The sequence below is a fragment of the Nesterenkonia halobia genome, from assembly GCF_039536005.1.
In the GTDB taxonomy this organism is placed as follows: Bacteria; Actinomycetota; Actinomycetes; order Actinomycetales; family Micrococcaceae; genus Nesterenkonia; species Nesterenkonia halobia.
In genome coordinates this window covers 137,140-153,417 of sequence record NZ_BAAAYG010000002.1, presented here as the reverse complement: position 1 = coordinate 153,417, position 16,278 = coordinate 137,140, and the positions used below count along the sequence as shown (strand labels likewise).

General features: G+C 73.9%; 14 protein-coding genes. 9 read left to right on the top strand and 5 right to left on the bottom strand.

Annotation, left to right across the window (positions count from 1 at the left end):
• Window positions 1–134 precede the first annotated feature (134 nt).
• From hpf to mtrA, 5 genes are all read right to left on the bottom strand, one after another.
• Entirely contained in the window at window positions 135–857 is a 723-nt protein-coding gene (gene hpf / locus ABD652_RS01450) for a ribosome hibernation-promoting factor, HPF/YfiA family (protein ID WP_344717422.1), read from the bottom strand.
• A gap of 219 nt (window positions 858–1,076) precedes the next feature.
• On the bottom strand, window positions 1,077–2,027 hold the full coding sequence (locus tag ABD652_RS01445; RefSeq protein WP_344717421.1) for a ComF family protein: 951 nt from the start codon (window positions 2,025–2,027) through the stop codon (window positions 1,077–1,079).
• A gap of 101 nt (window positions 2,028–2,128) precedes the next feature.
• Window positions 2,129–3,820 carry an LpqB family beta-propeller domain-containing protein gene (locus tag ABD652_RS13990; protein WP_486348160.1) on the bottom strand — a complete coding sequence of 564 codons (1,692 nt, stop codon included), beginning with the start codon at window positions 3,818–3,820 and terminating at the stop codon, window positions 2,129–2,131.
• Window positions 3,702–5,780 (bottom strand): MtrAB system histidine kinase MtrB, encoded by a 2,079-nt coding sequence (gene mtrB / locus ABD652_RS01435; RefSeq protein WP_344717420.1) that lies wholly within the window; start codon window positions 5,778–5,780, stop codon window positions 3,702–3,704. Before mtrB ends, ABD652_RS13990 begins: the two co-directional genes overlap by 119 nt.
• A 69-nt stretch (window positions 5,781–5,849) precedes the next feature.
• On the bottom strand, window positions 5,850–6,539 hold the full coding sequence (mtrA, locus tag ABD652_RS01430) for an MtrAB system response regulator MtrA (protein WP_010525243.1): 690 nt from the start codon (window positions 6,537–6,539) through the stop codon (window positions 5,850–5,852).
• Window positions 6,540–6,935: 396 nt separating this feature from the next.
• On the opposite strand from mtrA, the gene ABD652_RS01425 reads away from it, so the two are divergent.
• The 9 genes from ABD652_RS01425 (at window position 6,936) to ABD652_RS01385 (ending at window position 16,230) form a co-directional block, all read left to right on the top strand.
• The gene (locus ABD652_RS01425) at window positions 6,936–8,267 is read left to right on the top strand and encodes a DUF7847 domain-containing protein (RefSeq protein ID WP_344717419.1); all 1,332 of its coding nucleotides are present in this window, start codon (window positions 6,936–6,938) and stop codon (window positions 8,265–8,267) included.
• Window positions 8,268–8,280: 13 nt separating this feature from the next.
• Window positions 8,281–9,042: a DUF4129 domain-containing protein gene (locus tag ABD652_RS01420; protein WP_344717418.1), complete on the top strand. Its 762-nt coding sequence runs from the start codon at window positions 8,281–8,283 to the stop codon at window positions 9,040–9,042.
• Entirely contained in the window at window positions 9,039–10,547 is a 1,509-nt protein-coding gene (locus ABD652_RS01415; protein ID WP_344717417.1) for a DUF4350 domain-containing protein, read from the top strand. The genes ABD652_RS01420 and ABD652_RS01415 overlap by 4 nt, the downstream gene beginning before the upstream one ends.
• Window positions 10,528–11,604: an AAA family ATPase gene (locus ABD652_RS01410; protein WP_344717416.1), complete on the top strand. Its 1,077-nt coding sequence runs from the start codon at window positions 10,528–10,530 to the stop codon at window positions 11,602–11,604. Before ABD652_RS01415 ends, ABD652_RS01410 begins: the two co-directional genes overlap by 20 nt.
• A complete protein-coding gene (locus ABD652_RS01405; RefSeq protein WP_344717415.1) occupies window positions 11,604–12,980 on the top strand; it encodes a DUF58 domain-containing protein in 1,377 nt (458 codons plus the stop codon). The genes ABD652_RS01410 and ABD652_RS01405 overlap by 1 nt, the downstream gene beginning before the upstream one ends.
• Before the next feature lie 112 nt (window positions 12,981–13,092).
• Window positions 13,093–14,241 carry a tRNA 2-thiouridine(34) synthase MnmA gene (gene mnmA / locus ABD652_RS01400; protein WP_344717413.1) on the top strand — a complete coding sequence of 383 codons (1,149 nt, stop codon included), beginning with the start codon at window positions 13,093–13,095 and terminating at the stop codon, window positions 14,239–14,241.
• A 9-nt stretch (window positions 14,242–14,250) separates the two neighbouring features.
• Window positions 14,251–14,625 carry a chorismate mutase gene (locus ABD652_RS01395; protein WP_344717412.1) on the top strand — a complete coding sequence of 125 codons (375 nt, stop codon included), beginning with the start codon at window positions 14,251–14,253 and terminating at the stop codon, window positions 14,623–14,625.
• Window positions 14,622–15,731 carry a uroporphyrinogen decarboxylase/cobalamine-independent methonine synthase family protein gene (locus ABD652_RS01390; RefSeq protein WP_344717411.1) on the top strand — a complete coding sequence of 370 codons (1,110 nt, stop codon included), beginning with the start codon at window positions 14,622–14,624 and terminating at the stop codon, window positions 15,729–15,731. The genes ABD652_RS01395 and ABD652_RS01390 overlap by 4 nt, the downstream gene beginning before the upstream one ends.
• 10 nt (window positions 15,732–15,741) lie before the next feature.
• The gene (locus ABD652_RS01385) at window positions 15,742–16,230 is read left to right on the top strand and encodes a mycothiol transferase (RefSeq protein ID WP_344717410.1); all 489 of its coding nucleotides are present in this window, start codon (window positions 15,742–15,744) and stop codon (window positions 16,228–16,230) included.
• Window positions 16,231–16,278 lie beyond the last annotated feature (48 nt).

Below are 16,278 nucleotides of genomic sequence, written 5' to 3'. Positions count from 1 at the left end.
TCCCGGCCCACGACGACCCCGGCTGACACCTCGGATCCGACGGGTCGCCGGGATCAGTCCCCGGACGGCCGCCGGGGCCCGGACCGCGACGATCCGGGCCCCGGCGGGCCGCTTCTCCGGCGTCCGTCGTCAGGTCAGGCGGCACCGACCGCGGCGTGGGTCGCGCCGTTCTCCGGACGGTAGGAGCGCTCCTCCGTCACCTGCGCCTCGACCCCATGCTCGCTGTCCAGCGAGATGACGCCGTAGGTCCAGCCGCGCCGGCGATAGACCGCCGAGGGCTGTCCCGTCTCGGCGTCGACGTAGAGGTAGAAGTCATGACCGACCAGCTCCATGGCGTCGACGGCGGCGTCGACGCTCATCCGCTCGGCGGGGAACACCTTCCGGCGGATCTTGATCGGGGCGTCCCAGTCCTCCTCGGCGGGCGGGGCGTCGTCGGCCTGCTCGGCCTCGAGCACCTGCTCGTACAGCGGACGGTCAGTCGACACCGGCTCCAGCCCGGCCATCGCGGTGGCGACGTCCGGAGCGCCGTTGTGCCGCGGCGCGTGGGCCCGCGACTTCTTCTTGTCGCGCTGCCGGCGCAGCCGCTCAGTCAGCTTGTTGAACGCGATCTCGAAGGCGGCGAACTTGTCGCCGGCCTGTGCCTCGGAGCGCACCACCTTGCCGCGGCCGAACACGGTGAGCTCCACAGTCATCGTCGTCTCGCTGCGCCGATGGGAGTTCTCCGCGACGACCTTGGTCTCGAGTTCGTGGCCCTTGTCGGCGAGCTGGTCGATCTTGCCGACTTTGTCCTCGACGTGCTCCTTGAAGGCGTCGGGGATCTGGATGTTGCGTCCGATGTAGCTGACCTGCAGGGTCATGGTGACCTCCTCGTGTCCGATGACAGCACAACGGTCGATCGGGCCACTCGTCCCGTCGCCGCTGCGATGGGACCCATCGTGAAGATTCCCATACTCCACACTAGGACGATTCGTCGCGCACGTCACCCGATCCGCGCGACGAATATCCGCGTCGCTCCGCCCGAATCTCCCCCGACCTGCTCAGCCGCCGCCGGGCCGGCGGAATCCGGGGCGGCGGGCTCAGAACCGCGTCGCCGACGGCGCGACCGGCCGCGGCGCGGCCGCGAGCACCGCCGCCCCCAGCACCCGCGCTCCGGCGGCGTCGAGCGCCCGATGCATCTCGGCCAGCGTCGCCCCGGTGGTCAGCACATCGTCGACCAGCAGCACCTCCTGCCCGGCGAGCGCCTCGGCCCCGTGCCGGGCGACCCGCAGGCTGCCGGCCAGCCGCCGGCGGCGCTCGCGCGCGCCGCGCGCCTTCTGCGATCCCCCGGGCAGCAGGCCGGCGAGAGCCGCGCGACGGCGCAGCAGACCGCGGGCGGCCGGCACCCCGGCATGGGCGAGCAGATGCTCGACGGGGTCGACGCTGCGACGCAGCCGCGAGGTCGCCGACGGCGGCGGCGTCACCGGCCTCACCGGCCGCACCGGCCTCACCGACCGCTCCGGCGGCCGGGCCCCGTCCGCGCCCACGCTGACAGGGCCGCGCTCAGCCGCCTCGGCAGGACCCCGTTCGGCCGCGTCGGCACGGGCCAGCGCCGCCTCGACGGCGCGGGCCAGCGCCGGGGCCAGCACGCGGGCGAGACCGATGTGCTCGTGATCCTTGAAGCCCAGCACGGCGCGGGCGACGACGCCGTCGTAGCGCCCGGCGGCGGTGACCGGCAGCACCTCGGAATGCGTGCCTCCCGCCGGGTCGTGACGGTGGACGATCGGCAGAGCCATGGCCTGACGCTCGGCGGGGCGCGGCCGGCGCAGCGCGCCGCGGAGGTCCTCGGCGCACGGCGGGCACAGCTGCCGCCCCTCGGCTCCGCACCCCAGGCACCACACCGGCACCAGCAGACCCGCGGCGTCGTCGACGGCGCGCCGCAGTCCGTGGCCGGGGCGGGAGAACCAGAGCCGGTCGAGCAGCACGGCCGGGCGCGGCCCCTCGCGCGGACCGCGCCCGGCGTCCTGAGGCTCGGACGGACGGGGCACCATGACGGCCAGCCTGCCCCGCGGCGGAACCGGAGGCCAGCCCGGACGCGGCCGCTGTGGAGAGCCCGGCGTGTCGCCGCCGGCGGCGCGCTCAGTCGGCGCGCTCAGCCCGCGTAGGCGTAGTCGTGCAGGGCGACGTCCTGATTGTCCAGATTCCAGGCGTCTCCCGGCAGGGTCACCACGGAGGATTCCGCCGCCTCGGCCATCAGCTCCAGATCGGGGCCCTCGCCGGTGGAGACGTTGCGCACCGCCAGCAGGACGTCGCCCACGTCCTCGGTGGTCATGTCCAGCGTGACCCGCTGGATCTGCACCGCCTCATCCTCGACGCCGCCGGGCTCCCAGACCACCAGGGCATCGTTGGCGTCCCAGCGCACCTGCTCGACGTCGACGGTGGTCGGCAGCGCCATCGGAGTGGCCACCCCTCGCGGGATCCCCTCGGAGTCGCGGACGACGCCGGCGACGTAGAGCGTCCGCTCGCCGCCGTCGTCGACGACCATCGCCGCGCGGGCCCCGTCCTGGGCGATGCGCAGCGAGGTGATCTCCCGGCCGTCGAGCCAGTCGGCGCTGACCTTCACCGGCGAAGCCTCCAGCGACTCGTCATAGGGCACCGCATGGATCGTGGCGCCGGAGTCGGAGTTGCTGACCGTCCAGGTCCAGCCGTCGTTGTCCATCGAGGGCCGGGTGAGCGACTCCCCCTCGGCCACCGAGACGGCGGACCGGTCCGGGCGCACGTGATAGAGCGTCTCGCGGTCTCCGTCGAGGAAGGCGTAGACGTCGTCGGCGGCCTCGGGCATCGCCGGAGCCTGCGGCTCCAGATCGGAGATGTCCGGCAGCCCGGCGATCGACAGCGTCTGCAGCCCCTCCAGCAGCTTCAGTCGCCCGTCATGCACGCCGACCTGCAGCGACTGGACCTCCGGACGGTGGGTGATGCCGAGCGCCTCGAGGCTGCTCGAGCCGTCGAAGGTCCACTCTCCGGCGCGAAGGTCGACGTCGCCGACCTCCGGCAGCCCTTCGAGCGACAGCCTGGCCTGGTGACGCATCAGGCTCCGCTCCTCGGCGGTGGTGCCGGCGATGCGCTCGGAGTCCAGCTCGATCGTGGTCGCGCCGTCCTCGCCCTCGACGGGCCCGCTGGTCATCACCGCGCCGTCCGGGAAGGCCGAATCCACGGCGGACTGCAGATAGGGGGCGGGCCCCTCGAGCAGCGCGCGCATCGTCTCGGCCGCGACGTCGCGGCCGCGCTCCATGAACCATCGGCGATCGGGCACGGCGTAGTCGTGCTGCCGGTCATAGAAGTAGAGCGTGTGGGCGCGGAACGTCTGCGAGAACGCCGTGCTGCTGAGCATGATCCCCTGCGGCGCCTCGGCGATCCGCCATTCGCCCTCCTCGCCGTCCTCTCCGTCCGAGCCGTCCTCTCCGTCCCCGCCGCCCTCGCGGGTCAGGGTGAACTCCACCGAGTCCGGAGAGGAGGTCCGCGGAGTCATGATGCCGTTCGAGTCCACGGAGGAGTCCACGCCGACCTGCACCGAGTAGGTGTCGTCCCCCTCGGAGAAGATCGCCGGATCCGAGGTGTAGACCAGCGTGCGCTCGGTGGGGCGCCACTGCTGCGAGGCCTCGTCGGTGAGGAACTCGCGGGCGACGGCGAAGTCGTCCTCGGCGCCGACGCCGGCCTTGATGAAGTCACGGATGATGTCCTCCGGCGAGGCGCCGGGCTGCGGGGAGGCGGGCTGGCTGAGGTACTGGGTGTCGTCCTCCGACTCCGGCTGCGAGGTGCCCACCGGCCCGCTGGTCGGGATCATCGGCGCGCAGGCGGAGACGAGCAGCATCGCCGCCGCGAGGACGACGGCCAGCAGCGTGGTCGCACGGACACGGCGTCGCTCGTTCATGCCTCCGCCTCCTCGGCCGTCGGGTCCTGCGGGTCGTCGTCGGCGCGCGCCGGCGGTCGCGCTCCGCGCGCTCGTCGCCCTCCCCATGGTCCGCGGCGACGGCCGTCGTGTCATCCGCGCCGCCGGCTTCGACATGCGACGACTGCTCGCCCAGCGACTGCTCGGTCAGCCGATCGTACGCCGCCGCCCCGGCGGAGGGCCCGCCGATCACCGACCCGCTGACCGATCGGCGGTCCGAGGCGCGGTAGACCGGCGGCAGCGCCAGCGGCGAGGCGCGGTAGGGCACGTCCTGGCGCCGCGGCAGCACCAGGCGGAAGCAGGCGCCCTGCCCCTTCTGCCCCCAGGCGTCCAGCGCGCCCTGGTGCAGCCGGGTGTCCTCCGTGGCGATGGACAGCCCCAGCCCGGATCCGCCGGTCGTGCGGGCCCGCGCCGGGTCGGCGCGCCAGAAGCGGTCGAAGACGTGGCCGACCTCCGAGGGGCTCATCCCGATGCCGTGGTCGCGGACCGCCAGACCCACCGCCGTCGGCGAGGAGGCGATGACCACGTCCACCGGACGTCCCTCGGAATGCTCGACGGCGTTGTTGACCAGGTTGCGCAGGATCCGATCGATGCGCCGCGGGTCCACCCGGGCGACGAAGTCCTCGCCCTGGACGACGATCGACAGCTGCACGTCCTGCTGGTCGGCCAGCGGCAGCGCCGAGGTCAGCACCTCGCCGGCCAGACTGCGCAGGTCGACGTCGGTCAGCGCCAGCTCCGCGGCGCCGGCGTCGAAGCGCGACATCTCCAGCAGATCGCCCAGCAGCGCCTCGAAGCGCTCGACCTGGGGGTGGAGCAGCTCGGCGGAGCGCTGATTGACGATGTCGAAGTCGTCCTTGGACTGGTGCAGCACCTCCGAGGCCATCCGCACAGTCGTCAACGGGGTGCGGAGCTCGTGGGAGACGTCGGAGACGAAGCGCTGCTGCATCTTCGACAGGTTCGCCAGGCGGGTGATCTGCTCCTGCAGATTGGAGGCCATCCGGTTGAAGGAGATGCCCAGCCGGGCGATCTCGTCCTCTCCGCGCACCGCCAGGCGCTGGTCGAGCTGGCCGGCGGCGATCCGCTCGGAGACCTCGGCGGCGTGCGAGATCGGTTTGACCACCGAACGCGTCACCCAGGCGACGATGGCCATGTTGAGCACCAGGACGCTCAGGCCGGCCAGCAGCAGGATCCGCAGGAAGAAGGCCAGCGTCTCCTGCACCGTGGAGAAGTCGTAGACGAAGTACAGCCCCCAGGCCTCGCCGGGCGGCAGGTTGACCCGGGTCCCGAAGACGACGCCGGGCACCTCCTCGCCGTCGTCGCGGATGGACACCGACTGCCAGTACTGCGAGTCGCCGTCGGCCAGTGCGGCGGCCAGCTCGTCGGAGACGACGTCGCTGATGGCGTCGTCGGTCGCCGTCGCCTGCACCCAGGATCGCTGCTCGGGGTTCAGCGGCTCCAGCAGGATCCCGCGGCGCAGCTCGGACCCCTCGTCGCCCAGCACCCCGATGGTCTCGTCGACGCTGCGCTCGGCCTCGGTGGGGTTGGAGGCGGACAGCTCGCCAAACAGCTGCTGGCCCTGCTCCAGGCCGCCCACCGCCTGCCGCTCGACCTGGTCGAAGCGCTCCTGGAAGAGTCCGGTGGTCACCTGCTGGGTCAGGAAGGCCGCGACCAGCAGCGTGCTGACCAGGGTGAGCACGCCGGTGAACGCGACGGCGCGGAACAGCAGCGAGCGCCCCCACAGCCGCGGCAGCCGCGCCACGGTGCGCCACAGGCGCCTCCCGGCGCCGGGGCGGGGCTCGTCCTCGGTCCCCTCCGGCGCGCGGGCGGACTCCTCCGCCTCGGCCGGCGGGACCACCGGGATGGAGCCCGTGGTGATCGCGACGGCGCGGGAGGCGGAGGCCCTGGACTCCTCCTCAGCGATGGCCTATCCCTGCCCTCCGGCCTTGTAGCCCACTCCGCGCACGGTCTGGACGATCTCGGGATTCTCCGGATCCTTCTCGATCTTCGAGCGCAGCCGCTGGACGTGGACGTTGACCAGCCGCGTGTCGGCCTGGTGCTGATAGCCCCAGACCTCCTCGAGCAGCATCTCGCGGTTCCACACCTGCCAGGGCTTGCGCGCCAGCGCCGTCAGCAGGTCGAACTCCAGCGGAGTCAGCGAGATGCTGGTGCTGCCGCGCCGGACCTCGTGGCCGGCGACGTCGATGCTCAGGTCGCCGATGGTCAGCGGCTCGTCGCCGTGGCGCTCGACATGCTCGGTCGGCCGCAGCCGGGCCCGCACCCGGGCGACGAGCTCGGCGGGCTTGAACGGCTTGGGCACGTAGTCGTCGGCGCCGGCCTCCAGACCGCGGACGACGTCGGCGGTGTCGGACTTCGCGGTGAGCATGACGATGGGAGTGTCGGCCTCCTCGCGCATCTCCCGGCAGACCTCGATGCCGTCCTTGCCCGGCAGCATCAGGTCCAGCAGGACGAGGTCGGGCCTGGTCGTCCGGAAGGCCTCGAGGGCCTCGTCCCCGGTGACGCAGAAGGTGGGTTCGAAGCCGTCGTTGCGCAGCACGATGCCGATCATCTCGGCGAGCGCCTCGTCATCGTCGACGACCAGAATCCTGGCTTTCATCCGCACTCCTGTTCCTCAGTCCCCTGGCTCAGCTGACGTGTGCGGTCAGGATATATGACGACCCCGCGTCATCGGCGACTCCGGCGCGGACTCCGCGCCCCCGCGGAACCGGCGACGGGGGCGTGTGTGGAGTCGATTCCTCCACAACCCTGACGCGTCGCCTGCGAACTGCACCCGGCGGGCTATAGAGTGAGGAGCGGGACGGAGACGGCCGCAGGCCCGGGACGACGGCGACGCCGCGCCGCCGCGCGACCGGCTCCGCCCGCCTCGGCCGACGTCGCTCCGGGACCCGCCGCAGAGGACTCTGACGGGGCCGAGGACACGGATGACATGGAAGATACGGATGACCTGGACGCTGTGCGACCCACGGCGCCGGAGTCCGCTCAGGAGGATGACGTGACCCAGCCCCCTTCGTCCTGGGGCCCGCAGGGCCCCCACGCCGGACCGGGCTCCGCCCCGGGCGAGCCGGCCTGCCCCGGCGCCGTCTTCCCGCTGCGCCGGATGAGTCTCGGCGAGGTCCTCGGCGGAGGGACCGCGATGCTGCGCCATGCGCCGAAGGCGGTGCTGGGGCTGCCCCTGCTGGCCGGCCTGATCACCTTCCTGCTGCTGATGCTCGCCCAGGTGCTCTTCCCCGCGCCGCTGGCGACTCTCGAGAACCAGATGATGATGTCCACCTGGTCGGACGACCAGGTGTTCTCCGCCCTGGCGGAGTCGGTGCCGTACTACACGGCGACTGTGGGGATCACCATCCTGCAGAACCTGCTGCTGACCGTGGGCTTCGCGCTGATCGTGCTGCCCACGATGCGCGCCGCCTGGGGCTGGCGCACCGAGTTCCTCCAGATGCTGACGCTGTGCCGCGACCGGATCGGGGCGCTGATCGGCACTGTGCTGCTGCTCGCCGTGATCGGCGTGCTGGTGACCCTCGTCGCGGGCACGGTGGCCGTGCTGGTCACCGTCATGACCTTCGGCATCGGCCTGCTGCTCGCCCTGCCGGGCTTCCTGCTGCTGGGCCTCTGGATGACCGCCGGGCTGATGTACGCGCCGATGGCCGTGCTCGTCGAGCGTCGTGGCCCGATGGAGTCCCTCGGCCGCTCCTGGGCGCTCGGCACCGGCCGACGGTGGGCCACCATCGGCACGCTGGCGCTGGTGCTGCTCATCGCCTTCGTCGCCAGCACCATCCTGGGGATCGTCGCCGGACTGATCGGCGCCGCCGGCACCGGCAGCTCGGTCTCCCCCGGCGGCGTGACCGAGCCGGGGATGGGGGCGACGATCCTCCAGGCGGTCAGCACGCTGATCGCCACGATGGCCAGCTCGCTGGTGGTCGCCCTGGTCGGCGCCGTCGTGGCGGTCATGTACCTCGACGCCCGCCATCGCCGGGAGGGGCTCGACGTCGCGCTGATGGCCGCCGCCGAAGGCGCTCACGACGACGGCGTCACCGTGCCCGGTTCCGTGGAGCATCTGGGCCGGCCCCGGGAGGCCGCCCCGCCGACGCAGCTGCCCGGCCCGTACGGCCAGCCCGGCCCATACGACCAGCCCGGCCAGCCGGGTCCATACGGACAGCCGGGCCAGCCCGGCCCGTACGGACAGCCCGGTCCGTATGGACAGCCCGGTCCGTATGGACAGCCGGGCCAGCCCGGTCCATACGGTCAGCCCGGTCCGTACGGTCAGCCCGGTCCGTACGGTCACCCCGACGACCCGGCCGACGGCGGCCCGGCGAGGCCGCAGTAGGACGCTGGTGCTGATGACCGCGCTTCCTCCGTGGGCCGCGCCCTGGGCCGCATCCGTCCCCGCGCCGCCGGCCGTCTCCGTCGACGGGTCCGTCGGCGGAGACGCGACGCCGGCCGCGGCCGCGGACTCGCCGCCGCTGCGGCCGGCCCGCGACGGCGCCCGCGAGCTGCTCGAGGAGGAGCTCCGCGACAGTCGCTACGACACCGCCGACGCCGGCCCGATCCGCCGGCTGATCGGCGATGTGCTGGCCTGGCTGGACGACCGCCTGGTCACCCTCACCGGCGTGGACATCCCCTACGGCCCGGTGCTGCTGCTGGTGCTGCTCGCCGTCGTCGTGGTGCTGGTCGTGCTGCTGGTCCGTCCCCGGCTGCAGCATGCCTCCGTCGAGGACCGGGTCCTGGAGGAGGAGCACGGGATCACCGCCGACGAGCTGCGCGACCGGTCCGCCCGCCGGCTGGCCGCCGGCGAGCCGGACGCGGCCTTCCGCGACCGCTTCCGAGCGATCGTCCGCGCCGCCGAGGAACGTGATCTGATGCCCGCCGGCGCCGGGCGCACCGCCACCGAGGCCGCCGTCGGGCTGGGGACGGTCTTCGCCGCCCAGCGCGGCCGGCTGCGCGTCGCCGCCGATCTGTTCAACCTCTCGCGCTACGGCGGGCGCCCGCTCTCCGCCCAGGACTGCGAGGAGCTGGCCGCCCTCGACGCCGCGCTGCAGACCAGCCGACCCGACGACGGCGCCGAGTCGTCACCGGCGGCACAGGTGGTGGCGCCGCGATGACCGACGAGACCGCCGCCTCCGCCCAGACTGCCCAGACCGCCCAGTCCGCCCAGACCGCCGGATCCGCCGCGCCGGCCGCGAGCGCCGACCGCTCCGGCGCCACCGTCGAGAGCGGTCGCGCCGCCCTGCGCAGCACCTGGCGCCGCTGGCAGTTCTGGGTGCTGCTGGTCGTGCTCGGCACGACGCTCGCCCTCGCCCAGCAGCTGCTGACCACCCCCGACGTCGCCCCGTACAGCCTGGGCAGCACGGAGCAGGACGGCTACCGGGCCGTCGCCGAGGTCCTGGAGGATCAGGGCGTCACCATCCACGAGGTCAGCGGCGCCGAGCAGCTGCGGAGCAGCCTCTCCGAGCATCCCGAGGCCACGCTGGTCGGATTCGAGGCCGACTGGCCGATGGACCGCCGCATCCGCTCCGAGCTCGTCGACGGCACACTCGCCGAGGAGACCGACTGGCAGGGCGAGACCGTCTTCCTCTCCCCCTCCGGCGAGACGCTCGACGCCGTCGGCTCCGCGCAGCTCGACGGCGACGACCTGGTCCGCGGGCCGGGCGCCGGCCTCGGCGCGCAGCCGCCGGTGCTGCCCGCCGGTCCCGCATGCCCCTCGCCCGCCGCGCGCAGCGCCGGCAGCATCGCCGCCTCCGGCGACCTCTATCGCACCGACCTGCCCTCCTGCTTCGCCCGGCCCGCACCGGGCGACGACGGCGGACCGGCCGAGACCGGGGAGGACGCCGCCGCGGCCTCCTCCGCGGACGAGACGGCCCCGGAGACGCCGGAGACGGCACCGGCGGCGACGATGGTGCTCACCGACGACGGGGTGGTCTTCGGGTCCCCCGACGCCTTCACCAACAGCACCATCACCGACGAGGGCCACGCGGCGCTGGGCCTCTGGCTCTTCGGCCGGGACGAGGAGCTGATCTGGTACCGCAGCACCGCCGCCGACGTCTCCGACGCCGCCCCCGGCTCCGCCTGGGACCACCTGCCGGACTGGGTGACCACGCTGAGCTGGTGGCTGGTGATCGTCGCCGGACTGCTGATCCTCGTGGCCGGACGGCGCCGCGGTCCGATCGTCTCCGAACCGCTGCCGGTGCAGGTCCCGGCCGCGGAGACCGCCGAGGGCCGGGCCCGCCTCTACCAGCAGGCCGACGCCGTCGACGCCGCCGCGCGCACGCTGCGCTCGGCGCACATGCTGCGGCTCGCCCGGCTCCTGCGCCTCGGCCCGGCCGCCGAGGAGGCCGCCGTCGTGCACGCGACGGCGACCACCACCGGCCGGGAGCCCCGCGCCGTCGCCCGCATGCTGGACGCCGCCGCCGTGACCTCCAGCTCCGACCTGCTGCGCTTCGCCCAGGAGCTCGCCGTCCTGGAGGACGAGGTGCGCATCCGCAGCGGCCTGGGGCCCCGCCGACCGGACTCCGCCGACCCCACCGACCCTGCCGAATCTGCCGACCCTGCCGACCCTGCCGACCCTGCCGATCGACGCGACGGAAGCGATGGACTCTCCCGTGACTGACGACCAGACCCCCTTCCCCCAGCAGCTGAGCGACCCGGCGCCCGCCGCCTCCGCCCCGGCCGAGTCGGACGCCGGATCCGGCGCCGCAGCCGGCGCCGAGCCCGGCGACGACGTGCTGCGCGACCGCTTCCACCGGGTCCGCCAGGAGGTCGCCAAGGCCGTCGTCGGCCAGGACGGGGCGGTCACCGCCGTGCTCATCGGCCTGCTGGTGCGCGGCCATGTGCTCCTCGAGGGCGTGCCCGGCGTGGCCAAGACGCTGCTGGTGCGCTCGCTCTCGGCGTCGCTCTCGCTGGACACCGCCCGGGTGCAGTTCACCCCGGACCTGATGCCCGGCGACGTCACCGGCTCGCTGGTCTACGACTCGACCACCGGCGACTTCAGCTTCCGCGAGGGGCCGATCTTCACCAATCTGCTGCTCGCCGACGAGATCAACCGCACTCCGCCGAAGACCCAGGCCTCGCTGCTCGAGGCCATGGAGGAGCGCCAGGTCTCGGTCGACGGGCTGGGCCGCGGCCTGCCGGATCCCTTCCTGGTCGCCGCCACGCAGAACCCCGTGGAGTACGAGGGCACCTATCCGCTGCCGGAGGCCCAGCTCGACCGCTTCCTGCTGAAGGTCACGCTGGATCTCCCCCAGCGCGGCGAGGAGATCGAGGTCGTCCGACGCCACGCCGCCGGATTCAACCCCTCCGACCTCGCCGACGCCGGAGTGCGGCCCCTCGCCGGCGCCGACGACGTCCTCGCCGCCCGCCGGGCGGTCTGGCGGGTCTCCATCGCGCCGGAGGTGGTCGCCTACATCGTCGACATCGCCCGGGCCACCCGCCAGGCGCCCAGCTTCCAGCTCGGCGTCTCGCCGCGCGGTGCGACCGCCCTGCTCAACGCCTCCAAGGCCTGGGCCTGGCTCTCCGGCCGGGACTTCGTCACCCCCGACGACGTCAAGGCGCTGGCCCTGCCCTGCCTGCGCCACCGCGTCTCGCTGCGTCCGGAGGCCTCGATGGACGGGGTCAGCGCCGACGACGTGCTGCAGGGCATCCTGGCCACTGTCGCGGTGCCGCGCTGATGGTGCTCACCCGCCGCCTGCTGGGCCTCGCCCTGGCGCTGAGCATCGTCGTGGTGGCCGTGCCGGTGTCCGCGACGATCGGGGTCTGCCTGGTGCTGCTGGTGGTGCTCGTCGTCGTGGACCTGCTGCTGGCCGGCTCGCCGCGGCGGGTCCGCGTCGAGCGGATCGCGGCCGAGGCGGTCCGGCTGGGACGGACGACGACGGCGACGACAGTGGTGCATCACCAGGGTCGCCGCAGGCTGCGCGGCCGGCTGCGCGACGGGTGGCAGCCCAGCGCCGGCGCCGAGGCTCCCGAGCACCGGATCGCGCTGTCGCCCGGCGAGCGCCGCCGCGTGGCCACGGCGCTGCGCCCGACGCGCCGCGGCCGGCTGATCAGCCCTTCGGCGACGATCCGTTCGCTGGGTCCGCTGGGACTGGCCGGCCGGCAGGTCACCCACCGCGTCCCGCACGAGCTGCGCGTGCTGCCGGCCTTCGGCTCGCGCCGGCACCTGCCGTCGAAGATGCAGCGGCTGCGCGAGCTGGACGGCCAGACCGCCGTGCAGCTGCGCGGGGCGGGCACCGAGTTCGACTCGCTGCGCGAGTATGTCCGCGGCGACGACGTGCGCTCGATCGACTGGCGCGCCACCGCCCGGCGGCAGGGTGCGGCCGGCCAGCAGCTGGTGGTCCGCACCTGGCGGCCCGAGCGCGACCGGCGGGTGGTGCTCTGTCTGGACACCTCGCGCACCTCGGCGGCGCGGGTGGGGATCCGCGACGTCGGGGACCCGAGCCGGCGCGACGGCGACGGGTCCGGCGACAGGGCGGGCCAGGTCGTGGACGAGCCGGTGCTGGACACCGGCATGGAGGCCTCGCTGCTGCTCGGCGTGCTGGCCGCCGGCGCCGGGGACCGGGTCGACTTCCTGGGCTTCGACCGCGAGGTCTCCGCCCGGGCGCGCTCGGCGGCCTCCGGCGACTTCCTCCACCAGCTCGTCCACGCCATGGCCGAGCTCGAGCCGCAGCTGGTGGAGGCCGACTTCTCCCAGCTGCCGGCCCACGTGCAGAAGCTGACCTCGCAGCGCTCGCTGGTGGTGGTGCTGACCTCGCTGGACTCGGCCTCGCTGGAGGAGGGCCTGCTGCCGGTCCTGCCCCAGCTGACGCAGAAGCACCTGGTGCTCGTCGCCGCCGTCCGGGACCCGGAGCTGGACCGCCGCTCGCTGGCCCGCGACGACCTCGGCGAGGTCTACCGCGCCGCGGCCGCCGAACGGGCGATGATCGAGCGGGAGGCGCTGATCAGCCAGCTGGGCGCGCTCGGAGCCGAAGTCGTCGACGCCTCCCCGCACGAGCTGCCGCCGCAGCTGGCCGACGCCTACATCCGGCTGAAGGCCGCCGGGCGGCTCTGACGTCGACGCCGAGCCGGATCTCCCGGGGCCGGTCGGAGACGCGACGTCGTCCGGCTCCCACCCCGGCGACGGGACTTTGCCGCCCGCGGTGCCGCCCGCGTAGCGTTGAAGGGTGAAGATTCTCGCTGCCATGTCCGGAGGCGTCGACTCCGCCGTCGCCGCCGCCCGCGCCGTCGACGCCGGCCACGAGGTGGTCGGGGTGCATCTGGCGCTGAGCCGCATGCCCGGCACACTGCGCACCGGCTCGCGCGGCTGCTGCACCATCGAGGACTCCTCCGACGCCTGGCGGGCCTGCGAGACGCTGGGAATCCCCTTCTACGTCTGGGACTTCTCCGAGCGGTTCAAGGCCGACGTCGTCGACGACTTCATCGCCGAGTACGCCGCCGGGCGCACGCCGAACCCATGCATGCGGTGCAATGAGAAGATCAAGTTCGAAGCGCTGCTGGACAAGGCCATCGCGCTGGGCTTCGACGCCGTCGCCACCGGCCACTACGCCACGGTGCTCACCGACGAGCACGGCGACCGGCAGCTGCACCGCGCGGCGACCTGGACGAAGGACCAGTCCTATGTGCTCGGCGTGCTCACCCACGAGCAGCTGCGCCACTGCTGGTTCCCGCTGGGCGAGACGCCGTCGAAGGAGCTGGTCCGCGCCGAGGCCGCCGAGCGCGGACTCACGGTGGCGAAGAAGCCCGACTCCCACGACATCTGCTTCATCCCCGACGGCGACACCCGCGGCTGGCTCGCCGAGCAGATCGACCTGCACGACGGGCCCATCGTCGATCCCGAGGGCGAGACGATCGGCGAGCACGGCGGCTCGCAGGCCTACACCGTCGGCCAGCGCCGCGGCCTGCAGCTCGGCCGTCCCGCCCCGGACGGCAAGCCGCGCTATGTCCTCGAGGTCCGGCCGAAGGAGAACACCGTCGTCGCCGGGCCGAAGGAGATGCTGGAGATCGACCGGCTCACCGGCATCCGGCTCTCCTGGGCCGGCGAGCCGGTGGCCGAGGCGGTCGCGGGCGCCTGGTTCGACGTCGACCTGCAGATCCGCGCCCACGCCGACCCCGTCCCGGCCCGCGCCCGCGTGGAGGCCGAGGAGCCGGAGACCGAGGACGGCGCGCCGCGGCTGGTCGTCGAGCTCGTCGAGCCGCTGACGGGCGTCGCGCCGGGACAGACGGCGGTCATGTACCAGGACACGCGCGTGCTGGGGCAGTCGACCATCGACACCGCCCGGTCGCGGCATTACGAACCGGTCGGCGCCGATTAGGCTGGGGCCATGAGCTCCACGCCTGATACGCCGGATGCGCGCGGCGGCGACGTCGCCGGTCGCGTCGACCCCGAGGTCCTCGACGAGCTGGTGGCCATGCGCGCCAGCATCGACAACATCGACGCCACCCTGGTGTATCTGCTCGCCGAGCGGTTCAAGGCCACCCAGCGGGTCGGCGTGCTCAAGGCGACCCATGACCTGCCGCCGGCGGACCCGGCCCGCGAGCGCCGGCAGATCGAGCGGCTGAAGCGCCTGGCCGAGGACGCGCAGCTGGATCCGGACTTCGCCGAGAAGTTCCTGAACTTCATCATCGACGAGGTCATCCGCCACCACCAGGCGCTCTCGGCCTCCTCCGCCGAGCCGGCCGCCGACGACGCCCGATGAGCCCGCGCCCCTCCCCCGCGACGCGGGTGACCGCGTCCGCGCCGGCGACCATGCCCGGACTCGCCATGCCCGAGGTCGCCGAGCGCCTGGAGACCGAGCTGGCCGCCCCGCATCTGCCCTCGGTGCCGGCGCTGTCCAGCCGCGGCCATCACGGCACGCAGCTGGGCCGGGCGACGGCGCTGCTCAGCGAGCTGCCCGCCGAGCTGACCTCCTACGGCTGGCGGCTCACCCAGCGCCCCGGCGCCGACCGGCAGCGGGCCGAGCGGCAGCTGAGCGCCGACGTCGACGCCGTCGCCGATGTGCGCGGTGCCGCCGCCGAATCCGGCGCGCACGCCGACGGCGCACCCGGCCTGGTGCTGCATCTGCTGGGGCCGGTCAGCCTGGCCGCCCAGCTGGCCGTGCCCTCCGGAGAGAAAGTGCTGGTCGATCACGGCGCCCGCCGCGACGTCGCCGCCTCGCTGGCCGCCGGCCTCGGCGAGCATCTGGCCCACGTGCGGCGCGCCTGTCAGCCCTCCTCGCTGACCGTGGTGCTCGACGAGCCGGACCACTCCCGGGTCCGTGCCGGCGCCGTGCCCACTGTCAGCGGGTATCGCACGATCCGCTCGCTGCCGCGCGACGAGACCCGCCGGATGATCGGCGAGGTCGCCGCCGCAGTGCGCGCCGCCGGCGCCGACCGCGTGCTGCTGGATCTCGGCGCCCCGGTCGCCGCCGAGCATCTCGAGGATCATCCGACCCGCGGCGAGGAGCGCGTCGACGGCTTCGGCCTGCCGGTGACCCGGCTGGACACCGGCGACTGGGAGCGCACGGCGACGCTGGCCGAGCAGGGGGTGGAGTTCCTCGCCGGACTGCTGCATCCCGGCGAGATCGTCGGCGTCGACGGCGCGGCTCCGGCGGCGGCGCCGGAGGTCAGCACCCTGGCCGACCGGCTCGCCGAGCCGTGGCGCCGGCTGGGCATGGCGCCGTCGTCGCTGGCGGCGATGCTGCTCGCCCCCTTCGACGCCGCCCACCACCACCGGCTGGCCGAGGCCGGCGAGGTCGAGGCGCTGCGCGCGGCGACCCGCACCCGCGACGCCGCCGAGGCGCTGACCGACCGGATGGGACGCTGACGGCGGCGGCATGGTGACGACTGGTGGAGGCACGCCCGACGACGATGTGCTGGTCTCCGTCATCCTGGAGAAGTTCGACGAGCTGGTCGCGCTGGTCGCCTCCTGCGACGACGCGACGGCGAACGCCGTACCCGCCGCCGGCCGGCCGGAGGCGATGAACTCCCCGATCCAGCTGCTGGTGCACACCTGCGGCATGATGCGCCGCTGGTCGTGCTCAGTGAACCGCGGCCTCCCCGTCCCCCGCGATCGGGACGCCGAGTTCACCGCGCGGATGCCGGCGGCCGAGGCTCTGGCCCTCGCCTCACGCACCCGCGCGGACTTCCGCGACGACGTCGCCTCCACGGATCCGGACGCCGCGCCGGCGGCGGTGCCCGCCGGCCGGGAGCACCTCTGGACGGGCAGCTGCCGCGGGGTGCTGCTGCATGTCTTCGAGGAGATCTGCCAGCACCTGGGGCATGCGGAGATCACCCGCGACATGCTGGATCGCCCCGGCCGCTGACCCCGCAGCTGGGGCGCGGACGCGTCGTCTTGGCACCGGACGGGGCTC